Origin of the sequence: Butyrivibrio sp. FC2001 (assembly GCF_000424125.1) — a bacterium.
Lineage (GTDB): Bacteria > Bacillota > Clostridia > Lachnospirales > Lachnospiraceae > Butyrivibrio.
This window is the reverse complement of the sequence record NZ_AUJH01000008.1, coordinates 49,522-73,034: the sequence shown is the minus strand read 5'-3', so window position 1 is coordinate 73,034 and position 23,513 is coordinate 49,522. Positions and strand designations below refer to the sequence as shown.

General features: G+C 44.2%; 18 protein-coding genes. 3 read left to right on the top strand and 15 right to left on the bottom strand.

Features of this window, described 5'->3' with window-relative positions; translation table 11 throughout:
• Nucleotides 1–46: 46 nt before the first annotated feature.
• The 11 genes from G601_RS0104235 to G601_RS21880 all read right to left on the bottom strand — a co-directional run bounded on the left by G601_RS0104235 (nt 47) and on the right by G601_RS21880 (nt 14,818).
• A complete protein-coding gene (locus G601_RS0104235; RefSeq protein ID WP_026664569.1) occupies nt 47–538 on the bottom strand; it encodes a tRNA (cytidine(34)-2'-O)-methyltransferase in 492 nt (163 codons plus the stop codon).
• 369 nt (nt 539–907) lie between these two features.
• A complete protein-coding gene (locus tag G601_RS0104230; RefSeq protein WP_026664568.1) occupies nt 908–2,344 on the bottom strand; it encodes a HAMP domain-containing sensor histidine kinase in 1,437 nt (478 codons plus the stop codon).
• Between the two features lie 94 nt (nt 2,345–2,438).
• Nucleotides 2,439–4,709 carry a glycoside hydrolase family 3 C-terminal domain-containing protein gene (locus tag G601_RS0104225; RefSeq protein WP_026664567.1) on the bottom strand — a complete coding sequence of 757 codons (2,271 nt, stop codon included), beginning with the start codon at nt 4,707–4,709 and terminating at the stop codon, nt 2,439–2,441.
• Nucleotides 4,710–4,926: 217 nt separating this feature from the next.
• A complete protein-coding gene (locus G601_RS0104220; protein WP_026664566.1) occupies nt 4,927–5,625 on the bottom strand; it encodes a response regulator transcription factor in 699 nt (232 codons plus the stop codon).
• Between the two features lie 28 nt (nt 5,626–5,653).
• Entirely contained in the window at nt 5,654–8,035 is a 2,382-nt protein-coding gene (locus G601_RS0104215) for an endonuclease MutS2 (protein ID WP_026664565.1), read from the bottom strand.
• Nucleotides 8,035–8,982 (bottom strand): 3'-5' exoribonuclease YhaM family protein, encoded by a 948-nt coding sequence (locus G601_RS0104210; RefSeq protein ID WP_026664564.1) that lies wholly within the window; start codon nt 8,980–8,982, stop codon nt 8,035–8,037. Before G601_RS0104210 ends, G601_RS0104215 begins: the two co-directional genes overlap by 1 nt.
• A 43-nt stretch (nt 8,983–9,025) precedes the next feature.
• On the bottom strand, nt 9,026–10,411 hold the full coding sequence (locus G601_RS0104205; protein WP_035790311.1) for a S1C family serine protease: 1,386 nt from the start codon (nt 10,409–10,411) through the stop codon (nt 9,026–9,028).
• A gap of 14 nt (nt 10,412–10,425) precedes the next feature.
• Nucleotides 10,426–11,592, bottom strand: coding sequence for a pyridoxal phosphate-dependent aminotransferase (locus G601_RS0104200; RefSeq protein WP_026664562.1), 1,167 nt, complete (start codon nt 11,590–11,592; stop codon nt 10,426–10,428).
• Nucleotides 11,589–12,077, bottom strand: coding sequence for an Lrp/AsnC family transcriptional regulator (locus tag G601_RS0104195; protein WP_035785613.1), 489 nt, complete (start codon nt 12,075–12,077; stop codon nt 11,589–11,591). The genes G601_RS0104200 and G601_RS0104195 overlap by 4 nt, the downstream gene beginning before the upstream one ends.
• A 44-nt stretch (nt 12,078–12,121) precedes the next feature.
• Nucleotides 12,122–13,102 carry an AIR synthase related protein gene (locus G601_RS0104190; RefSeq protein WP_026664561.1) on the bottom strand — a complete coding sequence of 327 codons (981 nt, stop codon included), beginning with the start codon at nt 13,100–13,102 and terminating at the stop codon, nt 12,122–12,124.
• A gap of 21 nt (nt 13,103–13,123) precedes the next feature.
• Nucleotides 13,124–14,818, bottom strand: a complete 1,695-nt coding sequence (locus tag G601_RS21880; RefSeq protein WP_081673380.1) for a VanW family protein — start codon at nt 14,816–14,818, stop codon at nt 13,124–13,126.
• A 195-nt stretch (nt 14,819–15,013) separates the two neighbouring features.
• Between G601_RS21880 and G601_RS0104175 the strand changes: the two genes are divergently transcribed.
• Nucleotides 15,014–15,667: a hypothetical protein gene (locus tag G601_RS0104175; protein WP_026664560.1), complete on the top strand. Its 654-nt coding sequence runs from the start codon at nt 15,014–15,016 to the stop codon at nt 15,665–15,667.
• Nucleotides 15,668–15,716: 49 nt separating this feature from the next.
• On the opposite strand, the gene G601_RS0104170 is transcribed toward G601_RS0104175, so the two are convergent.
• The 3 genes from G601_RS0104170 to G601_RS21875 all read right to left on the bottom strand — a co-directional run bounded on the left by G601_RS0104170 (nt 15,717) and on the right by G601_RS21875 (nt 19,461).
• Nucleotides 15,717–16,880, bottom strand: a complete 1,164-nt coding sequence (locus G601_RS0104170; RefSeq protein WP_026664559.1) for a galactokinase — start codon at nt 16,878–16,880, stop codon at nt 15,717–15,719.
• Between the two features lie 32 nt (nt 16,881–16,912).
• A complete protein-coding gene (locus tag G601_RS0104165; RefSeq protein WP_026664558.1) occupies nt 16,913–18,070 on the bottom strand; it encodes a toxic anion resistance protein in 1,158 nt (385 codons plus the stop codon).
• A 98-nt stretch (nt 18,071–18,168) separates the two neighbouring features.
• Nucleotides 18,169–19,461, bottom strand: a complete 1,293-nt coding sequence (locus G601_RS21875; protein ID WP_051200647.1) for a 5-bromo-4-chloroindolyl phosphate hydrolysis family protein — start codon at nt 19,459–19,461, stop codon at nt 18,169–18,171.
• Nucleotides 19,462–19,757: 296 nt separating this feature from the next.
• Between G601_RS21875 and G601_RS0104155 the strand changes: the two genes are divergently transcribed.
• The gene (locus G601_RS0104155; RefSeq protein WP_026491066.1) at nt 19,758–21,233 is read left to right on the top strand and encodes a nicotinate phosphoribosyltransferase; all 1,476 of its coding nucleotides are present in this window, start codon (nt 19,758–19,760) and stop codon (nt 21,231–21,233) included.
• Between the two features lie 41 nt (nt 21,234–21,274).
• Here the strand turns inward: G601_RS0104155 and G601_RS0104150 are convergent, their stop codons facing one another.
• Nucleotides 21,275–22,252, bottom strand: a complete 978-nt coding sequence (locus G601_RS0104150) for a glycoside hydrolase family 43 protein (protein ID WP_035790310.1) — start codon at nt 22,250–22,252, stop codon at nt 21,275–21,277.
• A gap of 359 nt (nt 22,253–22,611) precedes the next feature.
• Between G601_RS0104150 and G601_RS0104145 the strand changes: the two genes are divergently transcribed.
• On the top strand, nt 22,612–23,478 hold the full coding sequence (locus G601_RS0104145) for a helix-turn-helix domain-containing protein (RefSeq protein ID WP_026491064.1): 867 nt from the start codon (nt 22,612–22,614) through the stop codon (nt 23,476–23,478).
• Nucleotides 23,479–23,513: the final 35 nt, after the last annotated feature.

Below are 23,513 nucleotides of genomic sequence, written 5' to 3'. Positions count from 1 at the left end.
TCAATTAAAGCGCATTCCTTATTACTGACTGAAAACCTTAAAATTTCTATTTCCAATGCAGTCTGTGAAGCTCGCCTTCCTCTTCCATTCCGGGGAAGCCGTTTTGTCTTAGTGCTTCATACAAAACAATTGCCACTGAGTTAGACAGATTAAGCGATCTGATATCGTGTCCCATGGGGATTCTGATGCAATCTTCCTCGTTATCCACAAGAATCTCCTCAGGGATTCCTGCGCTTTCTTTTCCAAACATTATGTAGTCGTCAGGACCAAAGGAAACCTCTGTGTAGGATCTTTTTGCCTTGGTAGTCGCAAGCCAGACCTTTGCGCCGGGATGCTTTTCCTTAAAATCCTCGTAGTTCTTATATCTTGTGTAATCAAGCTTATCCCAGTAGTCCATTCCTGCTCTCTTAAGGTCCTTGCCGTGAAGTGCAAAGCCAAGGGGCTCGATAAGATGCAGGGTACTACCTGTAGCTACGCATGTTCGCCCTATGTTGCCGGTGTTCTGTGGTATCTCCGGCTGATGTAAAACAATATGCATTAATTATTCCTCACAAATATCTTCTTCATACAAAATGAAGACTATTTATAAAATTCAGCGAGAAAACCCCTTCCGATGAAGTCGGTTGCGGGATGAATCGCCTTTACACAAACAGTTGTTCGTGATAGAATAAGTCAATCGGAACCTTGAAAACTGTATATATAGGGTTGTACCACGAATCTAACAAACCAAGAACCTGTGGTGCGTAAAATATACATGGTGTTAGTTCCCACGCGCCATAGGCGCATCAAATAACATTTTCAAGTATGCCGAAGGGCTTTGCCTGACGGAGTAGTGGCACCATGAACGTGCCTTACTATACCGCAAGGTATTGTTGAAACCATTTCCGATGTCATCGGTCATGGTAGTTCATACTTCCTCATCCCTGTCCATAGATGCTGCCTTAGGGATTGAGAAAATGAATTCCGTGCCCACTCCAACGGTTGAAATACAATTAATATTTTCTCCGTGGGCCTTGATGATTTCTTTTACAATGGAAAGTCCAAGACCTGTTCCCTTCTTGTCCTTTCCTCTGGAAGAATCGGATTTATAGAATCTCTCGAATACCATCTTCTGGTCTTCCTTGGGGATTCCGATTCCGCTGTCCTTAACCGATACGAATACCTTACTCTTCTTCTCGGTGGTCTCTATTTTAATGACTGAGTCATGATGACTGAATTTTATTGCATTATCCAGAAGGTTATAAAGAACCTGCTGAATCTTACTCATATCAGCGTTAACAATCATCTTATCATCTGTAAGAACAAGCTCTATGGCAATCTTCTTTTCAAGACAGGTCATCTCGAAGGATGCTGCCGTATTTCTTATTACCTGATTTATGTCAAAATCGGCTTTTTCAAGGAGCATTCCCTTGGCATTAAGATTGTTCAGAGTTAAAAGTCCGTTTGTAAGCTTTGTAAGGCGCTCAGTTTCATTAAGAACTATCCCCAGATACTTTTCATGCATCTCCGGTGGGATCGTTCCGTCAAGCATAGCCTCAATGTAGCCACGGATTGATGTAAGGGGAGACCTGAAATCGTGGGATACGTTCGCAACAAACTTCTTCTGATCGTCCTCCTGCCTTGCTATCTCACCTGCCATGTAGGACAGGGAGGCTGCCAGATATCCCATCTCATCCTCGGACTCCACTGAGAATTCGTAGTCCATGTTACCGGCTGCGTACTCCTCCGTAGCCTGGGTAATTCTCCTAAGCGGAATATAAACTAGCTCTGTGAAGAATATCAGGATTATCAGTGACAAAAGGAACATTACTATCAGCATCAGATATGAGATGTTCAGGAATTCATCCGCCTTTTTCCTTATCTGACTCATAGGCGTATGAATAATAACGTAGGCCTGAACCTTGTAATTAGCTGTGATTGGTGCAAATACGGAGAGGACGTCCTCTTCAAAATTGCCCCAGAAGCTACCGATCGTATAGTAGGTGCCAGCCGTTGCTGCTGGGTCAAAGCCCTGAATCTTTATCTCCTCACCCTGTGCAATTACATTTGATGAATCAAGAACCAGTCGACCTGAGGGGTTAACGATCCATATCCTTGCACCGTCCATATATTGGGAAAGGGCATAGAGCTGCCTTTGAACAGTATCAAGTGACGTCTCACTGTTATACAGATCTGCCGCATAGGTATTGGCTATCTGTGTTGCCTCAGCGTAGAGACTCTCTGCCTTTTCGCGTCTGCAATGCTCTACCGTCATGTTGGAAACGAAGGTCGCCACCATGATAAAACCGAAAATTGCAAACAGCAGATATGCAATTAGAAATTTAAGATATAATGTGCGTTTCATAACAAATTACATTATAGCAACAACCATCATTACTGGCAAAGAAAGACGGGCAGAACTTTTCGTCCTGCCCGCTTCTATCAAAATACAGAGCTCATTACCTTTGGCCGAGTGCAGCGCTTATTGCGCTCAAAAGCTGCTCCATATCAGTTTCTGTCATCATGCCAAATGACATTGCAGATTTAAGTGGCATGAATCTCATCATTGCCTGCATCATTTCATCGCCAACTGCTTCACTGGGATCACCAAAAGGTGAATTCTCAGCAGCCTTCTTCATCATCTCATCGATGATGGGCTTTGTTGCAGGATTTGCCATGAGTTCTCCGATTGTGATTGAGGAATCGCATCTCATGGGCTTAACCTTCTTAGTCTCGAAGCTTATCTCTTCGCGAAGTGTTATGTTATCGCTTGAGTTACCTACAAGGAGCTCGTATTTTCCTGAAGGTGCAAACCAGTCACCCATACTCTCCTCGAAATATGCTAGTGATCTGTAATCAATTTCCATTGTAACCGTCTTGGTCTCTCCGGGAGCTACCTCAATCTTTGCAAAGCCCTTGAGCTCCTTAACAGGTCTGTCGAAGGTTCCGTTGAGGTCACCAACATAGAGCTGAACAACCTCTTTTCCTACTACATCGCCTGTGTTCTTAACATCAACAGATACCTTTATTGTGGAATCCTCTGTCATCTTGTCAGATGAAAGCTTCATGTTAGAGAGCTCGAAGGTTGTATATGAAAGACCGTGACCAAACGCCCATCTTACAGGCATCATCTTCTTGTCATAGTAACGATAGCCTACATAAACTCCCTCGGAATAATAGCACTTCTCAGGATCAGTGTTGAAGTTAAGATAAGACGGGTTGTCCTGAACTCTGAAGGGGAAGGACTCAGCAAGATGTCCGCTGGGGTTCTTCTCACCATAGAGGAGCTGATCTGTAGCTTCACCAACGCCCTGTCCTGCAAGGTACATCTCAAGAATAGCTGCTACGTCGTCTGCCCAGGGTGTTTCAACAGGACTTCCGTTGTGAAGTACAACTACTGTGTTCTCGTTAACTGCTGTAACTGCCTCAATGAGTTCGTTCTGAGCTGCAGGCATATTCATGTTTGCGCGGTCATATCCCTCTGACTCAATTACATCAGGAAGACCTGCGAAAATGACAACCACGTCAGCGCCCTTTGCTGCAGCTACTGCCTTTTCAAGCTCTGCCTTATCAAGGGGCTCATCCTTCTGTCCCGGGAAGCCCATTACGTACTCTACGTTTCTTCCCTTTGCCTTAGCAGAATCAAGAGCACTTGTTACCTTGGAAGAATTAATATGGCTTGATCCTCCGCCCTGATATCTGGGCTTTTCTGCGTACTCACCGATGTACACGATTTTCTTGGAAGGATCAAGAGGAAGGATTCCGTTGTTCTCAAGAAGAACACCGCACTCTACTGCTGCTTCCACTGCCTTCTCATGGTCAGCATCTCTATCGAATATCACGCCTTCCTTCTTATTATCGAAATAGTCATAAACTACTGTGAGGATTCTCTCACATGCTCTGTCCACGAGCTTCTCATCAAGGCTTCCATCCTTAACTGCCTTAACGATCTTAGCATCGTTAACTGAAGAATCACCGGGCATCTCCAGCTCAAGTCCTGCTCTTACGCCCTGTACTCTGTCGTTAACTGCGCCCCAGTCTGTCATTACGAAGCCTTCAAAGCCCCAGTCCTTTCTAAGAACCTTATCAAGGAGCCACTCGTTATCTGCAGAATATGTTCCATTAATTTTGTTATAGGAGCACATTACAGTCTTCGGCTGTGATTCCTTAACCGCGATCTCAAAAGGCGGGAAGTAAATCTCACGCATTGCTCTCTCTGAGACCTCAGAGGAATTGCTCATTCTGAAATATTCCTGGTTGTTAAGGGCAAAATGCTTGATACTTGTGCCTACATGACGGCTCTGAACTCCATTAATGTAAGCTGCTGCCATTTTACCTGCAAGATAGGGATCCTCTGAGAAATACTCAAAGTTTCTTCCGCAAAGAGGGCTTCTCTTTATGTTAACAGCGGGTCCCAAAACTATTGAAAGGTTCTCAGCCTGGCACTCATCACCGATGGCTTCACCCATTTTTCCTATCATCTCTGTGTCAAAGCTGGATGCTGTAGCGCATGCTGCAGGGAAGCAAACTGCCTTGATACTGTCATTAATTCCGAGGTGGTCACCCTCCTCGTCCTGCTTACGAAGACCGTGAGGTCCGTCTGACATCATGAACTTCGGTATTCCAAGTCTATCGACTGCTTTTGTATGCCAAAAATCTGCTCCGCCAAGGAGTGATGCCTTCTCTTCAAGTGTCATTTCAGATACAAGTTTCTTAACGTCTGTTGCCATTTTATCCATCCTTTCCATAAACCAACTAGATATTATTAATATAATCTTGAACGAATTTCGATGTTATAAAAAAACACATAAAAATATAAGAAATCACATCTAAAATTTGCAGATAAAAAACGGAACCACTCCGCTGCACTATCGCAGTAAAGGAAGTAGTTCCGTTTATCCCCTCATCCGGCGCTTTGCGCCACCTTCCCCCCAAGGGGAAGGCTTATTATGACACCTCAAATTTGTATCCAATTCCCCAGATTGTGGCGATGCGCCAGGTATCGTGATCCTTGATCTTCTCGCGAAGACGCTTGATATGCACGTCAACGGTTCTGGTATCACCCACGTATTCATAGCCCCAGATCTGATCAAGAAGCTGCTCTCTTGTGAATACTCTGTTGGGTGAAGAAGCAAGGAAGTACAAAAGCTCCAGCTCCTTCGGAGGCATATCGATTCTTGAGCCCTGATAATTAACTGAGTAATTAGTCATATTGATCTCAAGATCCTGATATTTAACCACCTTATCGTCAGAGGCTTCCTGCTCCACAACAACAGGCTTATATCTTCTAAGTACAGCCTTTACTCTGGCTACAAGCTCCTTTGAATCAAAGGGCTTTTCCATGTAATCATCAGCGCCCATCTCAAGGCCAAGTACCTTATCAAAAACTTCTCCCTTTGCGGAAAGCATGATTATTGGGGTCTGTGACTTGGTCCTAAGCTCTCTGCAGACCTGATATCCGTCAATGCCCGGAAGCATCAGATCCAGAAGTACAAGATTAGGTGCGAATGTATCAAATGCCGCCAGTGCAGACTCTCCATCTCCAACAATAAGTGTGTCAAAGCACTCTTTTACGAGATAGAGCGAAATAAGCTCTGCGATGTTGTTGTCATCGTCTACGATTAATATTTTCTGTTTTGCTACCATAACTCCCTCATCTACTTTATAAACATTTTTACTTTATAAATGTCACGATAGTAACACCCGAGTCACCCTCGCCAAATTCCCCAAGCTTAAATGACTTAACATAGGGCGCTGCCTTCAGATGATCGTGTACAGCCTGTCTCAGGATACCTGAGCCCTTGCCGTGAACAATTCTGACTGACGGAAGATGCGAAACATAAGCGCTGTCCAAGTATTTATCCAGCTCTGCAATGGCATCGGCACTGTTTAATCCGATAAGATTAAGCTCAGTTCTGATGTTCCTTGCACCGGACAGATCCATCTTGTGCTGTCCGTAGAACTTCTTCATCTGTTCCTTGCCATTCTCTTCCTTGATGAGTTCAAGATCATCTATGTGTGCTCTTGATTTCATAATACCACACTGGACCATAACATTCCCATCTTTATCGGGCTTGGAGCTTATGGTTCCCTTCATGCCCATGGATATGATTCTTACTGCATCTCCAAGGTGTATCTGTGTGGGCTTAAGCTTCTTATGGTTTGCAGTAGAAGGTTTATTCTTTATTGAAAGCTTCTGATTCTTATCAGAGATCTTCTTATTTACGCTCTGGCGGGCTCTCTCAAGATCCTGCATGGGAATTCCTGCTTCGGCCTTGCGCATTGTGCGAATGGTATCATCTGCTGCATCCTTGGCCTCCTGCAGAATTGCCCTTGCCTCCTCATGGGCTTCGCGAAGGATTTTCTCCTTGGATTCATCAAGCTTAATCTGCTTGCCCTGGAGTTCTTCCTTAAGCTTCTCGACTTCCTTGCGGTATCTCTCTATCTCGAGGCGCTCATTCTCAATTGTAACCCTGCTGTTTTCAAGGTCTGTGAGAAGATCCTCAAACTTGCGGTTATCCTGGCTTATCTGCTCGCCCGCAGCATCGATGATCTCCTGAGAAAGTCCAAGTCTCTTGGATATCGCAAAGGCATTACTTTTTCCGGGAACACCGATAAGGAGTCTGTAGGTGGGTCTTAGTGATTCCACGTCAAACTCACAGCTGGCGTTCTGGATTCCCTCAGTAGTAAGGGCGTAAACCTTGAGCTCGCTGTAGTGGGTCGTAGCCATGGTTCTGATTCCACGCTCATGCAGGTGATTAAGAATTGATATTGCAAGAGCTGCACCCTCAGTGGGGTCAGTTCCGGCACCAAGCTCATCGAAAAGACAGAGTGAATTCTCATCAGCATTCTCAAGAATCTGCACCGTGTTAGTCATGTGTGATGAAAAGGTTGAGAGACTCTGCTCAATACTCTGCTCATCACCTATGTCAGCGTAAATCTCCTTAAATACTGAAAGCTCTGACCTGTCTCCTGCAGGGATGGCAAGGCCTGCCTGTCCCATCAATGTGAGAAGTCCCACAGTTTTCAGCGTAACTGTCTTACCACCGGTGTTGGGTCCTGTGATGATTACCATGTCAAAGTCCTTGCCGGCATAGACATCGATCGGCACTGCTTTCTTCTTATCAAGAAGAGGGTGTCTTCCCTTTATGATGTTGAAATAATGCTCCTCATTGAAAATCGGAGTGATTGCATTCTGCGTAAGGGCAAGGGATGCCTTCGCAAACACAAAGTCAAGCTCTGTCATGATCTTAGCGTCATCTGACAGCGCTGTAAGATAGCTTCCAACCTCCTCGGAAATGCGGGCAAGGATAACGTCTATCTCTGCCTTCTCCATTCCTGCGAGCTCACGAAGCTTGTTATTTAGTTCAACGATAACAGCAGGCTCAATGAAAAGTGTGGAGCCTGTAGATGACTGGTCATGGACGATTCCGCTTATCTGGCTCTTGTACTCAGCCTTTACCGGGATGCAGTACCTGTCACCTCTCATGGTGACAACCGCTTCCTGAAGGTATGAGCGCAGGGAACCATTTACCATTTTGCCCAGCTGGTCATGGATTCTGTCGCCTGTTATCTGAATGTCTCGCCTTATATGTCTGAGCGTGGGGCTGGCATCAGAGGATATCTCATCCTCTGAAATAATGCAACGTCTTATCTCAGCAGCAACCGGCGTAAGGGGCTCAAGCCCATCGAAGAAGTCTGTAAGAACGTCCCTTGCGTCATCTTCCTTATCTGATCTTCCGTAGCTTTTTACTCTGTTAACATTGTCCAAAAAGCTTGCTATGTTAAGGAGCTGCGGCGCATCCAAAGAGCTTCCGATCTTCAGCGCCTTAAGGTAGCCCGATATGTCCCTGTTACTTCCAAAGGACACCGAGCCCTTTTTAAAAATCCTTGAAATAGCAGCCTCAGTCTTCTTTAAGTTTCTCTGAATCTCGCGGATATCTGAGGACGGCAGAAGTTCTCTGCACATTCTCTTTCCAGGTTCTGAAGAAGCGTGTTCTGAGAGCTGCTCGATAATCTTATCGTACTCAAGTACGTGTAAAACTTTTTCATTCATTACGATTCAACCCTGGTATCAAAAAGGTTGCTCTCCATTAGTCTGTTAAATCCGAGCCAACCTACTTCATTTGTGTTATTTAGTATCTCAGTAAATGTCTCGAGCTTGGCGTCCGTGTTGTCTGCAAGGTGAAGGGCCATAGCCTCTATTATTGCAGGCATCTTGGGTGAGCCATACTCATATTTTCCGTGATGAGACAGGATGCAGTGCTGGAGCTCCTGCTTTAAGAGCACGGGGAAATCGCTGATATCTCTGATCTTTTCAGCAACCATCTCGCTACCCATCACGATATGTCCGAGGAACTGTCCCTCGTCTGTGTAATCATTTGTAGGGAAAAGTGAAAGCTCACGTGTTTTTCCTATGTCATGACAGATTGCTGCAGTTATAAGAAGGTCTCTGTTGAGGGCAGGATATGCCTTTGAAAAATAATCGCACATCTTGGTAACACTGAGTGTGTGCTCAAGAAGGCCTCCAACAAAGCCGTGGTGAACAGACTTTGCAGCAGATGACTTACGGAAGGACTTGATAAATGCTTCATCCTCTACAAAAAGAGCGTTGAGAAGAGCCTTTAAATACTTATTGCCAACTGTGTTGATAATGCCCATAAGCTCTTTATACATCTCATCGTTATTCTTGGAAGATACAGGTAAATAGAGGGATTCATCATACTCTCCCTCGTGACAGCGGCGTGCTCTTTTTATGTTTACCTGAAGAGCGTTCATAAAGCTTGTAACTTCGCCATATACATCGATATAGTCAAGAGAATCGAAGTCATCTATTCCCTCACTGTTGGGCTCCCATACCTTGGCATCTATTGTTCCTGTCTTATCCTGAAGGGTTACGGAATAATATGTCTTTCCGTTTTTTGTAGTAGCAGCCTGAATGTGTTTACAAAAATATATATCTGCTACTCTGTCCCCTGAATTTAAATCCTTGATAAATTTCATTTATAACTCCTATTCTAGCCCCTTAGGGCGGTGAGGGTATCTATTACTCTCCGCTTACTGTCGCACTTCCTGCGGTAATGTCTATTGTAAGGTCCACATAGCCTTCTGCTGCCTGCCTCATAAGTGACATGTGAACCTCTTCACCGGGCTTTATAGTGCGCAGTCTTGAGATGAATGCTTCATATCCCTCTATTGGTTCTTCATTTATTGCGGTTATGATATCACCGCTTTGAACTCCTGCAAGCATGGCAGGAGAGTCAATATCAGTCCTTGTTATATAAACTCCACCGGTGATTGTCTCACCATCTGTGAGTTCCTCGGGCACAGTCTGACCGTAAATTCCAAGGAAGGGTCTTGCCTTTTCATTGGAAAGGTCCTCTATAAGCGCTCTGAGCTCGGTTATTCCGATAGCACAGAGTGTGTTAGGCATATTTGCATTGTTGTAGTTCATGTCGATAAATCCCACAACAGAACCTGCAAGGTTGATGATGGCTCCGCTGGCATTGGTTGCGGCACTCATGTCAGTTGTGAGCATCATATACTTTGAATCCGGCAGATCAAGAGCGGAATTATCAGAAGTGACAAAGCCATAGCATATAGAGCCCTGCACTCCGGTAGGACTTCCGATAGCGATTACAGGTGTACCTGTCACTATGCCTGAGCTTGAGCTTCCAAGAGGCGCTGCCTTGATGTCTTCTCTTGTGGTGTCATCAACGATCCTGTTTTTGACCGCAAGAATACTAAGCCCTGTCACCTTGTCGCTCATCTTAAGATAAGCACTGGTAGTGCTTCCATCAAAAAAAGTAACCTGTATTGATTCCGCATCATCTATTGCCGAGGTCTGGGTGAGTATCAGGTACTCAGCGCCGTTGTCAGCAACGATGACTCCGGAAGTACGTCCTTCACTCTCGTAGGGATTGCTGATCCAGTTGGTATCAGATGTCCTGGAGGTCACAGTAACTATACTCTTTGAAGTATTGGTAGCCACTGTCTTAAGAGACGCATACATCTCGATATAGTCTGAGGAGTCAAAATGATAGGAACTCATCTCCTCCTGCATCCTTGATATCTCTGAGGACGCCATGTCGATGGCAACGCTTGCTGCCTCTGCGGCAATTGCATTGTCGTCTGCATACATGTCCTCCGGCTGCATCTCATCCTTTACAGTCTCCTCTGTCAGATCGATAGGCGCGGGAGATTCCTCCGGATACAGTTTATTGTTTATAACGGGCGAGAGAAAAACAAAGGTAAGGCACGCCACAGCACCAAAAACAACGGCCATTGTCATGGTTATAAGAGTTCTTCTAAGAAGCTTTTTCTTATTTATGGGGCGCTGCTTTATTTTTTCCCGCATAAAATCAGCCCTGGCTATAGGACTCTTTTCAGGATCCAGTCTTTCGTCTTCAGAACTGTTCTTTTTATCTTCCATAAATGCCTCTGATATTATTCTTTCTCGAGTTTCCCGATGAATCTTCTAAGTCTTTCCATTGCCTTCTTGAGGTCATCAAGAGAATACGCATAGGAAATTCTAAGGAAGCCTTCGCCGCAGTCTCCAAATGCAGTTCCGGGCACAACAGCAAGCTTCTCCTCCTGAAGAAGTCTTGTGGCAAACTCATCACTGCTCATGCCAAACTTCTTGATGCAAGGGAAAATATAGAAAGCTCCAAAGGGCTCAAAGCAGGGAAGTCCCATATCCCTGAGCTCATGAACCAGATACCTTCTTCTGTGATTGTACTGATCCCTCATCATCTTAACGTCATCGTCGCCGTTCTTAAGCGCCTCAACTGCAGCATACTGGCTGGTTGTAGGAGCACACATGATAGCGAACTGATGGATCTTGGTCATCTGCTCAATGATGATCTCCGGTCCACAGGCATAGCCAAGTCTCCAACCTGTCATTGCGTAGGACTTGGAGAATCCGTTAATCAGGATAGTTCTCTCATACATTCCGGGTATTTCAACGATTGAAACGTGCTTGTCTGTATATGTGAGCTCGCTGTAAATCTCATCGGATATTACATAGAGATCCTTCTCGATTATTACCTTTGCTATAGCCTCGAGATCAGACCTCTCCATGATGGCACCGGTAGGATTGTTAGGAAAAGGAAGGACAAGAAGCTTTGTCTTATCCGTTACATTATCCAGAATTTCCTGAGCGGTAAGTCTGAATTCATTTTCCTCTTTGAGCTCTATGATCACAGGCTTTGCTCCTGCCAAAATTGCACAGGGCTCATAGGATACGTAGCTTGGCTGCGGAATAAGAACCTCTTCTCCGGGGTTTATCATTGCTCTTATAGCAAGGTCAATAGCCTCTGAACCACCGACTGTAACAAGTACCTGTTTGCCAGGTTCATATACTGTATTCTGTTTTCTCTTTAAATAATTACAGATCTCACTCTTGAGCTCAGCCAGTCCTGAATTGGATGTATAAAAGGTGCGACCCTTTTCAAGTGAGTAAATACCCTCATCACGAATATGCCACGGTGTATCGAAGTCAGGCTCACCAACACCGAGGGATATAGCGCCGTCGATAGTTTTTACAACATCGAAAAACTTACGTATTCCCGAGGGCTTTATGTCTACGATTTTATCTGAAAGCGGATTCCTCATGGCGTAATAATCTCCCTTGTATCATCATATTTTTTTGTCAGAATGGTTCCGTGCTCCTTGTACTTCTGCAAAATGAAGTGTGTAGAGCAGCTAAGAACCGTATCAAGCGGAGAGAGCTTGTTTGTAACAAAGCTTGCAACCTCCTTAAGAGTTTTTCCCTCAAGCATAACCATGAGGTCAAAACCGCCTGACATAAGATATACACTAGTTACTTCGGGATACTTGTAGATACGCTCAGCAATAGAATCAAAGCCGATGCCTCTCTGAGGTGTAACCTTAACCTCGATAAGAGCCATTACCTTGTCGATAGAAGTCTTAGACCAGTCGATCATTGTATGGTAACCACAGATAATCCCTTCGTCTTCAAGCGCTCGAAGCTCATTCGCGACGTCTATCTCCGGCTCGCCTAAAAGTACGGCCAGCTCAGAAACACCTATACGGCTGTTCTTGTCAATTGTGCGAAGTAATTCTTCTCTGTTTACCATTATCTTCTCCTCCAACTTTCTACTAATTAGCAATATTCCATTTATTATACCATAAATCTCACCAGTTCATCTGCCTGAGGCTTATCAAGGTATCTTGTTTCATCTTCATTTCTGATGATACGGTCATTTTTATCAGTCGTAATACCTATCACACAGGCACTAATTCCCTTATCCTCAAGAGCCCTTACTACCGCATCACCATCAGAAGCTATTAAAAGAAGTGCTCCTCCTGAAACCAGCTGATAGGGATTAACACCAAGATTATTGGTTATCTCAACAGTCTCCTGTCTTATGGGAATCTTCTTAAGGTCAACCTCCATACCGCAGCCCGCTCTCTCAGCTATATCCCAAAGAGCTGCGAATATTCCGCCCATTGAGACGTCATGAAGATAGGCTGCTCCTGCGTTTATAGCGATTTCAGAATCCTCTTTTACGGATATGAGCTCTTTAAAATCCTGCGCCTGTCTTATCATGTAGTCAGGAAGTCTGTCCTTAAGCTCTAATGCCTTTTCCTTTGCAAGGATCGCAGTTCCTTCTACCGCCACCCACTTTGTCATGACTATATCCATACCGGATTTAGCTTTTGCTTTCGGGATTGCTATGGGAAGTATTTCTTTTCCTGTCACTGTGACTGTAATAACAGGTCTTTTTACCGCATCACTGACCTCTGTATGTCCGCCATCAATAGCAATTCCAAGGTCATTGGCAGCACTTACGGCGCTTCTCATTATATTCTTAAGCTCTGCTTCTTCGGCCTCCGCAGGCAGCAATATGCTTATAACTGCCATTATTGGCTTTCCACCCGCGCAGAATATATTATTTGCTGCATTGTGAAGAGCGTAGTAACCTGCATCCTCCGAATTAACCGCAAAGGTGGCGACAGAGGACAGCAGCTTTTCTCCGTTTTCATCTATAGAAGAAGCGCAGTCTGATTTAGCAGCTGCGCTTTCCTTTATAGAATCGCTTTTAATTATCTTTAGTACTGAGCGTTTAAGTACGCTCTCAGTTACTTTTCCGATTCTCATATATTAACTTGCTCCGTCTGTTTACTCAGCAGGGTCAATAGGTGCAGGTACTTCTTCCGGTACCGGATCTATCGGTGCAGGTGTATCGCCCTCAGCCGGTGCTGGTGCAGGTGTCGGTTCAGGTGTAGGTGCCGGCTGTTCTGCAGGGGCTTCACCCTGATTCTCTGCAGGTGCAGTGTCAGCGTTCTGTGACTGAAGCTGAGCTTCAGCTGATGCTGCCTGTGCTGCAGCCGCTGCCTGTGCAGCTTCTACATCTCCCCCCTGAGCTGCTGCCTGCTGAACTGCTGCAATAGCTCCTGCAACTGCCTTGATCTGGTTGATATCACCTGTAGCAATTGCTGTTGCAATCTGAGATGCAGCAACAGGGTCCGATGTAGCTGTTCCTACGGTTATGATCCTGGGAACCATCTTGTAGGTACTTGAATTTACAACTTCCTTGCTGGTCTCAGCGCCGTTTTCGTATGTGATCTTCCACAGCTGAGCCTTGTAGCCTATATGTGCAGACTGTGTATTTATTGATCCAATAGGAGATGCACCATCAGTAACGATCTGATCTGCTCCCGCAGGTGTTGTCTCAAGAACCTCGCTCTTAAACTCAACCTTATGTCCTGCAGGTCTTGTCTCCACACCGTAAATTGTAAAGGTTATATGCTTGTCACTAGTAGTAGAACCTTCTATATAGATAGGATACTCTGTGTTGTTAACGAACTTGAAGTTCTTTCCACCATTTTCAGCAATAGCAGCGTCCATTGAAGGCTCAACATAGCTGATGATCATGGAGTGATTATGCCTCTCTGTGACCTCGAGCTCTGCCTTAAGAACTGCATTGTAAAGTGTTGTAGAAACCTGGCAGATACCACCACCTACACTCTCAACTACTATTCCGTTGAGGTAGGAGCCTGCAGGGAAATATCCGTTGGCCTCTGTAAAAGGTGTTATGGCACTAAGTACTGAGAACTCTTCTCCGGGATAGAGGGTTGTTCCATTGATAAGCTTACAACCATTTGCCACGTTAGCACTTCTGGCAGCGCCTGAAGTTGAGTAGCTTGTAGTGAAGGTTCCAAGAACGTCGCCCACCTTGCTGAGCTGATCATAGCTTCCAAGGGGCTCATCCTCATCTATAGCCACCTGAATAGTGCAATCCTGGTGATCCCATTCGTTCTGAACATAGTCCTTAATCTTTGTAAGGGATGTCTGTTCATCCAGAATATATCCGGTCTGTCCGTCAGAAACCACAAATCCGGAGTCTGTCTTTGTAAGTGTGTAATTTTCCTTTGACGCATTGAAAGGTGCACAATCAACGTCAAGAATCTGGAAAATAGCATCATCATTGAAAGAATACTCAATGTTGAATCTCTTCGTGCTGTGCTCCAAATCCTTCATAGCCTTGTAGCGCTTAATGATGTTACCCTCTCTGCAAAGAGCATAGGCCTCATCAACCACTTCAGTATTTGCCCATCCAAGTCCCAAGTCAGCCATAGTCTTCTGAACAGTCTGGCTATCCTCCATACCTTTCAGGGTTACGTTCTTTGCTCGCAGCTGCTCAATGTACTGATTTACAGCATCAGTTGCCTGCGCAGTTGTCATGCCAGAAACATCAACATCACCAATAAAAACGCCTTGATGAATAGTATCTGAAGCAGCCTCTGCTATGCTTGCCGGAAGAACAAGTGCAAGCGTAAGCGCCATCAGACAAAGAAACATAAATTTTTTCATAAACTTCTCCATTTCGCCACTTTTCTGGCAAATACCGGTGTTATATAATCAAAATGAAAGACTGCTTGCAAGCGGAACTACCATTGCAAGTATCAACACTATGATAATAACCGCAGAAATGATCTTTCTGTTTTTACCGGAATTAAAAAATTTAAACATAAATTTTACTCCTCATTTTCTGAAAGGATATTATAAATGAGATTACCTGTTTTTACAAGTTTTATCATGATTGTTCTTATCACCAACTTCGCCATACGAAGGAGCAATGCTAAGGCCCGTAAAGACGAGGAAAACTTCTGGGCTAAGGAGCTTAAAGCCAACAGCACCAGAAGAAAAAGCCTTGACTCTCTGGACTATATTGCCGTGCCTGTTGATGACCTTCCCTTTGGACTTGTCCCGGACAACGCCGAGATCGATTTTTGTGAAAAGAACATCCTTCGTCTTAAGGATCAGAAAATTGTAAACTTTACAGGCATCACCAACACAGATTTAAAGCTTGAATACGGAGCGCCAAACATTACGCTTCTCACAACCTATGATCAGAACTACACCACTCTGGTGACCATGCTCCAGAAATGGGCTGCCGAGCTTAGCGACGCCGGTTTTTATAAGGAAGCTGTGTCTGTGCTTGAGTTCGCAATCTCAACCAAGTCTGATGTTACAGCCTCCTACAGACTCCTTTGTGATCTGTACAAAAACAAGCTGGAGCTCAGCGACTTTGAATTAAAAAATAAGATAAGAAGCATTCTTCCTATAGCTGAGTCCCTGAATTCACTCAGTAAGGACAACATCGTTTATACATTAAACGAGTACCTTGGTGAAAACGAACTTCAGAAACAGACTTCATAATCATACATATTAAAACTCCCATCAGGCGATGGGAGTTTTGTTCATTTAGTTATAATACTGTCGGTCCCTGACCTATTGAAACAGTGTAGAAGGTTGCGTCGTAGCCGATCTTATCGCGATAAGCCTTTCCAACCTTTTCCTTGAATTCTTCAACGGCCTCATCCTTAACGATAGAAACTGTGCATCCTCCGAATCCGCCACCGGTCATTCTTGATCCGATAACTCCGGGAATCTTCCATGCTTCCTCAGCAAGAGTATCAAGCTCTACGCCTGTTACATCATAATCGTCACGAAGTGAGATGTGGGACTGCTTCATAAGCTCTCCAAACTTCTCAAGGTTACCTTCCTTAAGTGCAGCTACAGCCTCGATTGTACGCTGGTTCTCATACACAGCATGCTTAGCCTTACGGCGTCTGTCGTCATCCTTGATAACATCCTTGTGAGCTTCGAACTCTTCCTCTGTAAGATCTCCAAGTCCCTTAATATCAACTACTGTCTGGAGCTCTTCAAGAGCCTTCTCACATGCACTTCTTCTGTCATTATATGCAGAATCTGTAAGCTTATGCTTTTTATTGGTGTTACTGATTATGATCTTTGCACCATCCAGCTTTATCGGTGCATACTCGAATGAAAGGTCCGCAGTATCAAGAAAAATAGCATTACCTTCCTTACCCATAGCAACGGCAAACTGATCCATGATTCCGCAGTTACAACCGTTGAAGTTGTTCTCAGAATACTGTCCGATAAGGGCAAGATCCTGATTGGTAACATCAAATCCGTAAAGGTCTCTTAAAATGAAACCTGTCAGAACCTCAAGGGAAGCTGAAGATGAAAGTCCTGAACCATTCGGGATATTTCCGTAAACTACCATATCGAAGCCTGTATCAAGCTTGAAGCCTCTCTGCTCGAAAGCCCAAACCACGCCTACAGGATAGGATGTCCATCCCGGATTTCTTGATGCTTCAAAGTCATCCAGAGAAGCCTCGATTATTTTTGCATTATCAAAATTCATTGAGAAGAAACGCATTTTTCTGTCGTTTCTCTTTGCTGCAGCACCATAAGTACCAATAGTAAGTGCGCAGGGGAAAACATGTCCGCCGTTGTAATCAGTATGCTCTCCGATAAGGTTAACACGACCCGGAGCAAAATATGCCTTTACATTCTCGTTTTTTCCGTACTGCTCCTCGAACCCCTTAAGTACGGCTTCTTTCATTTTCTGTTCCATTTTACTCTACCCTTCCAATATTAGTTTTTAGCTGCCTGAAGGAGCTTCTCACGGAGCTGTGTCTCGATCTGTGAAAGCTCAGCCTCTGCGTTCTTTCTTCTTTCCTTACCCTCTGTCTGTATCTTCATAACCTCATCAAGTGTTGAGATCAGAGTCTCGTTTGTGTGCTTAAGTGTCTCCATATCTACGATACCGCGCTCGGACTCTCTCGCAGCCTCTACTGAAGCTACCTTGAGCATGTCGGCATTCTTCTTAAGAAGTGCGTTTGTCATGTCATTAACCTCCCTCTCTGCCTTAGCTGCCTGTGCTGAATGTTCGATACCAATGGCGATAACCATCTGGTTTTTCCAAAGAGGAATAGTGTTAACGATTGTTGACTGGATCTTCTCAGCCATGGCTGTGTCTGCACTCTGAACCATACGGATCTGAGGACCTGTCTGCATAGCAATTGTACGTGTAAGCTCAAGGTCATAGATCTTCTTCTCAAATCTGTCGCAAAGAGCTGCCATATCCTTAGCTGCCTGAGCATCCTCAGGAAGTCCTGACTGCTCTGCCTTCTTCTGAGCCTCAACAAGCTCGTTTGCTCTAACCTGCTCGAGCTTCTTCTTACCTGCAATGATGTACATTGAGAGCTCTTTATAATAGTTGAGATTAAGCTTGTACATATTGTCGAGAGTTGCTACATCCTTCATGAGCTGCATCTGATGTCTCTCCAGCTCGTTGCTGATTGTCTCAACGTTCTTCTCAACGCTTGTATATCTTGCCTTTAATGCAGTAACCTTGTTGGCACTCTTCTTGAAAAGAGCTTTGAGACCCTTCTCATCTTCCTCGACCTCAAAGTTCTTAAGCTCTGTAACAAGTCCTGAGATCATGTCTCCGACCTGTCCCATATCCTTAGTGCGAACATTATCAATGGCCTTCTCTGAAAAGTCTGCCATCTTCTTCTGAGTTCCTGCTCCGTAGTTCATGATTCCCTGTGAATTGGTGATATCGATCTGATCTACAAAAGCATCGATCTGCTTCATCTCTTCTTCAGAAAGCTGTGCTTCCTTGGCTGCTGCCTCAGGTGTCTGCTGCTGTGCCATAGCTGCTGCAGCCGGTGCTTCAGCCTCCGCTACAGGTGCATCGAATGATAATGTCGGTGCTGAATTCTCAAACTCTTTAAACTCGTCTCCCATTTTAATTCCTCCAACTCCTTTTTTCTTTTCAAAATGTTCCAAAAAACATACATTTACGACTGTAATTAATTTAGTAATTTTAGGCTTTTATCTTCTTATCAGAACTTAAGCTGAACCTTGCCATCTTCAGTGGTCTGCTCAGCTGCCTGAGCCATAGCCTGACCTCCGGGAGCTGTCTGGTAAGCGCCGCCCTCAAAGCCCTGCATCTGTCCGTTCTGAATCTGTGTCAAAGCATCATCTGTAAGTCCGTCCTGAGCCATCATTGTTTTCATGACAGATATGTCAGAGGAAATATCCCATGCCATATCCTGGAACAGGCTGTCCAGAAGATTTTCAAAAGCTTCATTTATAACATCAATCGCATCCTCAATCTCTTTCTTGGTCTGCGTGATATTGCTTCCAACCTCAGGCTGCTTATCAAGATCAGCATAAGCCTGCAAAAGCTTTGTGGTTGTAGGAAGGTAATACTCCATAAACTTCTTAAGATCCTCCGCACATCCGGGATCCTTCTCAACCTGAGTAAAGATCTTCCTCATGATGCCTTCAAGCTTGTAAATCTTGGCTGACATCTCATCGCCGGGAATAGCATCATTAAGTCTCTGAATTGAAGCGATGTAAGCATTTCCTTCATTAATAACTGCTCTTGCACGAGCATCAGCAACATTAGCTGTGCTCTCAGCCTGGAATGCCTGGTTATTGTTTGCAGCTGCCGCAGCATTAAGCTTATTCTGGTTCTCTGCAAACTCTCTGTCCTGTCTTGCCTTCTCAGCCTTGATGTACTGAGCAAAAGCACGCTCTGACAGCATTACTGTTGTCTCAGCGTTATCGATTCTTGCTGTGGGAAGGTAATCCTTCTTGATCATCTTCTTAATATTATCCAGAACTGTCTCAGAACGTTCTCCCGCTGCTATGGCAAGATCGCTTATTGCAAAATACTCGGCATTTCCAAGTATCTTTCCATATTTATTGAATGTTCTGGCAAGCTTCTTCTCATCAGAGCCTGCTTTAATAAGAAGTCCGCACACCGCTGTTATTGCAAGGAATACGATACCTGCTGCAAAGCTCGCATCAATAAGAGCTCCAAGTGCTGCCACTCCCCAGAAGGAAGCGCCGATAATTCCAAAAACAGCTTTTCCCATTCCGGTATTATATCCAACGGTTCTTGTAAAGAACGGTGTTCTTCTTCCTGCACCTGCATAATGTACGGTTTTTACAGTTGAAGCTTTTCCGCTAAAATTCTTTGACGGGTTTGCCTTTGCAGCTTTAACCGCATCCTCTATTGATACTTTGAGCGAACTGCTCAGATTATTATAGTTGCCGGTCTCAACGGCTTTCTCAACTTCCTTTAATATGCGACTGCTCGCATTGTAAATTTTGTCGTAATCTCCCATATTTTTTCATCCATTATGAATTAATTATAATTATGACTCTAACCAAAGCCAGGCCTTGGAAATGCAAGAATAAATTCGCCTGACTTCGTATCGTTACCATTTTATAATAAGATTTCGCAAAAAACAATGATAGCGCCCACTTCTTCCGCATCTTTAATTTGTATCTTTTGGCACTTTACACCCTTATGATTTTTACAATTTGACAAGCTCTTATCTTAATCGTTCACTTTTCCATAATTGTGGTATTATGTTACATAAGGTTTATCGTAAAAAACTATATAAACGAGGGTAATATTATGGACAGACAAAATCTCACACTATTAACCGACCTGTACGAGCTGACAATGATGCAGGGTTACTTCAAGAACAAGTCTCAGAACGAAACTGTTATCTTTGATGCTTTTTTCAGAAATAACCCCTTCGGCGGCGGCTATTCCATAATGGCAGGCTTAGAGCAGCTTATCCAGTACATCAAGGAGCTGCACTTCGATAAGGAAGACATTGATTACCTCAGAAGTATCGGTATCTTCGACGAGGATTTCCTTGATTATCTGAAGGACTTCAAATTCAGTGGCGATATCTATTCAATTCCTGAGGGAACACTTATATTCCCCCGCGAGCCACTCGTAAAGGTTATCGCTCCTATCATGGAAGCACAGCTTGTAGAGACAGCTATTCTTAACATCATCAATCACCAGTCACTTATTGCCACAAAGGCAGCACGTATCTGCTATGCAGCCCAGGGCGATGGAATAATGGAATTCGGCTTAAGACGTGCACAGGGACCTGACGCAGGAACCTACGGCGCAAGAGCTGCTGTTATCGGTGGATGTGTTGGAACAAGTAACGTTCTCTGCGGTCAGCTTTTTGATATACCTGTTAAGGGAACGCACGCTCACAGCTGGATCATGAGCTTCCCTGATGAATATACAGCATTTAAGACATATGCAAAGCTTTATCCTTCAGCCTGCATCCTTCTTGTAGATACCTATGACACATTAAATTCAGGTGTGCCGAATGCTATCAGAGTATTCAAAGAGATGAAGGAAGAGGGCATCGACCTTTCCTTCTATGGTATTCGTCTTGATAGCGGTGACCTTGCTTACCTTTCCAAGAAAGCAAGAAAGATGCTTGATGACGCAGGCTTCCCAGATGCTGTTATCTCTGCTTCCAACGACCTTGATGAGTATCTTATTTCATCACTTAAGACACAGGGCGCAGCAATCACTTCCTGGGGTGTTGGTACTCACCTCATCACAGCTAAGGACAATCCGTCATTTGGCGGTGTTTACAAGCTTGCAGCAATCAAGGGTGAGGACGGCGAGTTCATCCCCAAGATCAAGCTCTCAGAGAATTCTGAGAAGGTTACCAACCCCGGTAACAAGAAGATCTACAGAGTTTATGAAAAGGCCAGCGGCAAGATCAAGGCTGATCTTATCTGCCTCGAGAACGAGACCTTTACAGAGGATAAGCAGCTCCTTCTCTTCGATCCCCTTGAGCCCTGGAAGAAAACACTTCTTCCTGCAGGATCCTTCACTCTGCGCGAGATCATGGTTCCTATCTTCAAGAACGGCGAATGTGTATACACTTCACCCAAGACTATGGAAATCAGAGATTATTGCTTAAAGGAGCAAGATACTCTTTGGGAGGAAACAAGACGTCTCTTCAATCCTCATGAGGTTCACGTAGATTTGTCCAAGAGACTTTACGATACAAAGATGAAGCTTCTTGATCAGATGAGCGGTCTTGATATGACAAACGTAGAAAATTAATGTAACAAACCCGCGGGTATCAAATACTCGCGGGTTTGCTTTTATTTATGGTCGTAAGGATGAATTGTCTCGATTGTACCATCCTCTGCAATATTAAGCTTTGTATACTTTACGCAGCGGCGGTGGTTAACACCGTTAGACAGTTCGCAGTCATGGTAGAACAGATACCACTCTCCCTCGATCTCAAGGATTGAGTGATGTGTTGTCCAGCCGATTACAGGCTCCATGATTCTTCCCTTATAGGTGAAGGGGCCGTACGGATTATCGCTCTCTGCATAGCACAGATAGTGTGTTGTTCCTGTTGAATATGAAAAATAATATTTTCCATTGTACTTATATGTCCAGGGATCCTCAAAATATCTGCGGTCCTCGTCACCTGCAAGAAGCTCATTTCCATTCTCATCGAGAATCTTCACATCTCTCGGTACTTCAGCAAAGGACTTCATATCAGGATTCATAAGCGCAACCTTAGGACATACTGCAGGCTCATCCTTTGCAGGCTCTGTTCCGTTAGGATCAAACTCGCCGGTTCTGTACTTTTCAAGCTGACCACCCCAGAGTCCGCCGAAGTATACATAAATCTTGCCATCGTCATCCTTAAAGGAGCATGGATCTATACTGAAACTTCCCTCTATACAATTCTCCTCTGGCTTGAAGGGTCCTTCGGGCTTATCACTTTCAGCAATGCCAAGTCTGAAGTTTCCTTCCTTATCTCTTGCCGGGAAAACAAGATAGTACTTTCCATTTGTATTTACAGCGTCAGGTGCCCACATCTGATCTCTCACCCAGGGCACATCATGCATGCTGAGAGCCACTCCGTGGTCTGTAACCTCGCCTCCGAGTTTATCCATTGAAAGGATATGATAGTCCTCCATCTGGTACTCATCGCCGTTGTCATTGTCCTCTCCGTCATGGGGAAGATCATGTGATGGATATACGTATATTCTTCCATCGAAAACATGGGCCGACGGATCGGCTGTGAAAATATGTGTAACTAAGGGCTCTCTTTCTTTGCTCATTGCGTCTCCTCTCGTCATTTCAAGTGATATAAAGATACCACAAGAAATATAATCTTTTCTTTTCAATACTTGTTACTTCATTATTAAATATTGCCTACTGTTGTGATGTATTTTTGCTCTGTATGTCAAATTATTACCGCATCTTCGTACATATCAAGGCATTTTGACCTACTATTCTCTTTTTAATCCGCAATAATTAATTGTCGAAGAGCAATATTTGATAGTTAAAAGAGCACTTTTTTGTAATAGAATATTTGCTATACTAACCAATTATTGCTAACGCAATAATTGAGAAACCAATAGACAGCTTTGTAACTACTACTAATGACCGGTTTTTCAAGAAAATGGAGTAATACCATATGATAGAGACATTAAACGGATTGGTTGAAACTGTAAACTTTAAGCAGAGCACATCCATAAAGCTCTACGATAACGACGAATACGAGGACTATCCTCCGCACTGGCACGCAGCCATTGAGATCATCATGCCCACCATGAATCCCTACTACTTAAACTGCGCAGGCGAGGACGTAGTGCTTAGGGAGGGTGACATCATAATCATCTGCCCCGGTTGTATTCACACCATCAAGGCCCCTGAGGTTGGAAAAAGAATCATCTTCCAGCCCGATACCACTGAGCTCAGATTCATGAGTGAGGTTGAGAGCCTTATTAATCTCATGTCCCCTTATATCGTAGTAACTCCCGAGGATTACCCCGAGATTCACAGTCATGCCCGTTCCATTTTGCTGGAGATCAATGAGATTTATAAAAAGAACAACGCTTTTTCAGAGGTTGATATTTTCTGTAAGCTCCTTGAGTTCCTCTCCTGCATCGGCAAGAACTATGTGAGCACAAGAAGTAACGGTGATCCTTCCGAGTATTCAAGAGGCGATGAATACTTCGAGAAATTCATTGAAATCTGTGACTATCTGCAGGAGCACTGCTCAGAGGATCTTAGTCTTGATGAGATTGCTGACAGAAGCGGCTTTAGTAAGTTCTATTTTTCAAGGAGATTTAAGCAGTTCACCAATGTCTCCTTCTATAAATATGTAAATCAGAAACGCATTGCCAAGGCAGAGACATACCTTATGGATCCCCGCAACTCAGTTACTGACGTTGCATTAAATTGCGGTTTTCCTTCTCTGTCATCATTTATAAGAATGTTCAAAATAATAAAGGGATGCACGCCCACAGAATTCAGAAATATGTACTGGTGTGCTAAATAAGAAATTTAAAACGGTCCTGTGAAGGACACACGCAA

What these genes read in the sequence shown, in the direction of transcription:
- G601_RS0104195 (WP_035785613.1), bottom strand. Translation starts at nt 12,077, where the DNA reads ATGGTAAACAGAGAAGAATTACTTCGCACAATTGACAAGAACAGCCGT.
- G601_RS0104225 (WP_026664567.1), bottom strand. Translation starts at nt 4,709, where the DNA reads ATGGCAACAGACGTTAAGAAACTTGTATCTGAAATGACACTTGAAGAG.
- G601_RS0104155 (WP_026491066.1), top strand. Translation starts at nt 19,758, where the DNA reads ATGGACAGACAAAATCTCACACTATTAACCGACCTGTACGAGCTGACA.
- G601_RS0104230 (WP_026664568.1), bottom strand. Translation starts at nt 2,344, where the DNA reads ATGAAACGCACATTATATCTTAAATTTCTAATTGCATATCTGCTGTTT.
- G601_RS0104150 (WP_035790310.1), bottom strand. Translation starts at nt 22,252, where the DNA reads ATGAGCAAAGAAAGAGAGCCCTTAGTTACACATATTTTCACAGCCGAT.
- G601_RS21875 (WP_051200647.1), bottom strand. Translation starts at nt 19,461, where the DNA reads ATGGGAGATTACGACAAAATTTACAATGCGAGCAGTCGCATATTAAAG.
- G601_RS0104190 (WP_026664561.1), bottom strand. Translation starts at nt 13,102, where the DNA reads ATGAGAATCGGAAAAGTAACTGAGAGCGTACTTAAACGCTCAGTACTA.
- G601_RS0104200 (WP_026664562.1), bottom strand. Translation starts at nt 11,592, where the DNA reads ATGAGGAATCCGCTTTCAGATAAAATCGTAGACATAAAGCCCTCGGGA.
- G601_RS0104220 (WP_026664566.1), bottom strand. Translation starts at nt 5,625, where the DNA reads ATGGTAGCAAAACAGAAAATATTAATCGTAGACGATGACAACAACATC.
- G601_RS21880 (WP_081673380.1), bottom strand. Translation starts at nt 14,818, where the DNA reads ATGAAAAAATTTATGTTTCTTTGTCTGATGGCGCTTACGCTTGCACTT.
- G601_RS0104145 (WP_026491064.1), top strand. Translation starts at nt 22,612, where the DNA reads ATGATAGAGACATTAAACGGATTGGTTGAAACTGTAAACTTTAAGCAG.
- G601_RS0104235 (WP_026664569.1), bottom strand. Translation starts at nt 538, where the DNA reads ATGCATATTGTTTTACATCAGCCGGAGATACCACAGAACACCGGCAAC.
- G601_RS0104170 (WP_026664559.1), bottom strand. Translation starts at nt 16,880, where the DNA reads ATGAAAGAAGCCGTACTTAAGGGGTTCGAGGAGCAGTACGGAAAAAAC.
- G601_RS0104205 (WP_035790311.1), bottom strand. Translation starts at nt 10,411, where the DNA reads ATGGAAGATAAAAAGAACAGTTCTGAAGACGAAAGACTGGATCCTGAA.
- G601_RS0104165 (WP_026664558.1), bottom strand. Translation starts at nt 18,070, where the DNA reads ATGGGAGACGAGTTTAAAGAGTTTGAGAATTCAGCACCGACATTATCA.
- G601_RS0104215 (WP_026664565.1), bottom strand. Translation starts at nt 8,035, where the DNA reads ATGAATGAAAAAGTTTTACACGTACTTGAGTACGATAAGATTATCGAG.
- G601_RS0104210 (WP_026664564.1), bottom strand. Translation starts at nt 8,982, where the DNA reads ATGAAATTTATCAAGGATTTAAATTCAGGGGACAGAGTAGCAGATATA.
- G601_RS0104175 (WP_026664560.1), top strand. Translation starts at nt 15,014, where the DNA reads ATGAGATTACCTGTTTTTACAAGTTTTATCATGATTGTTCTTATCACC.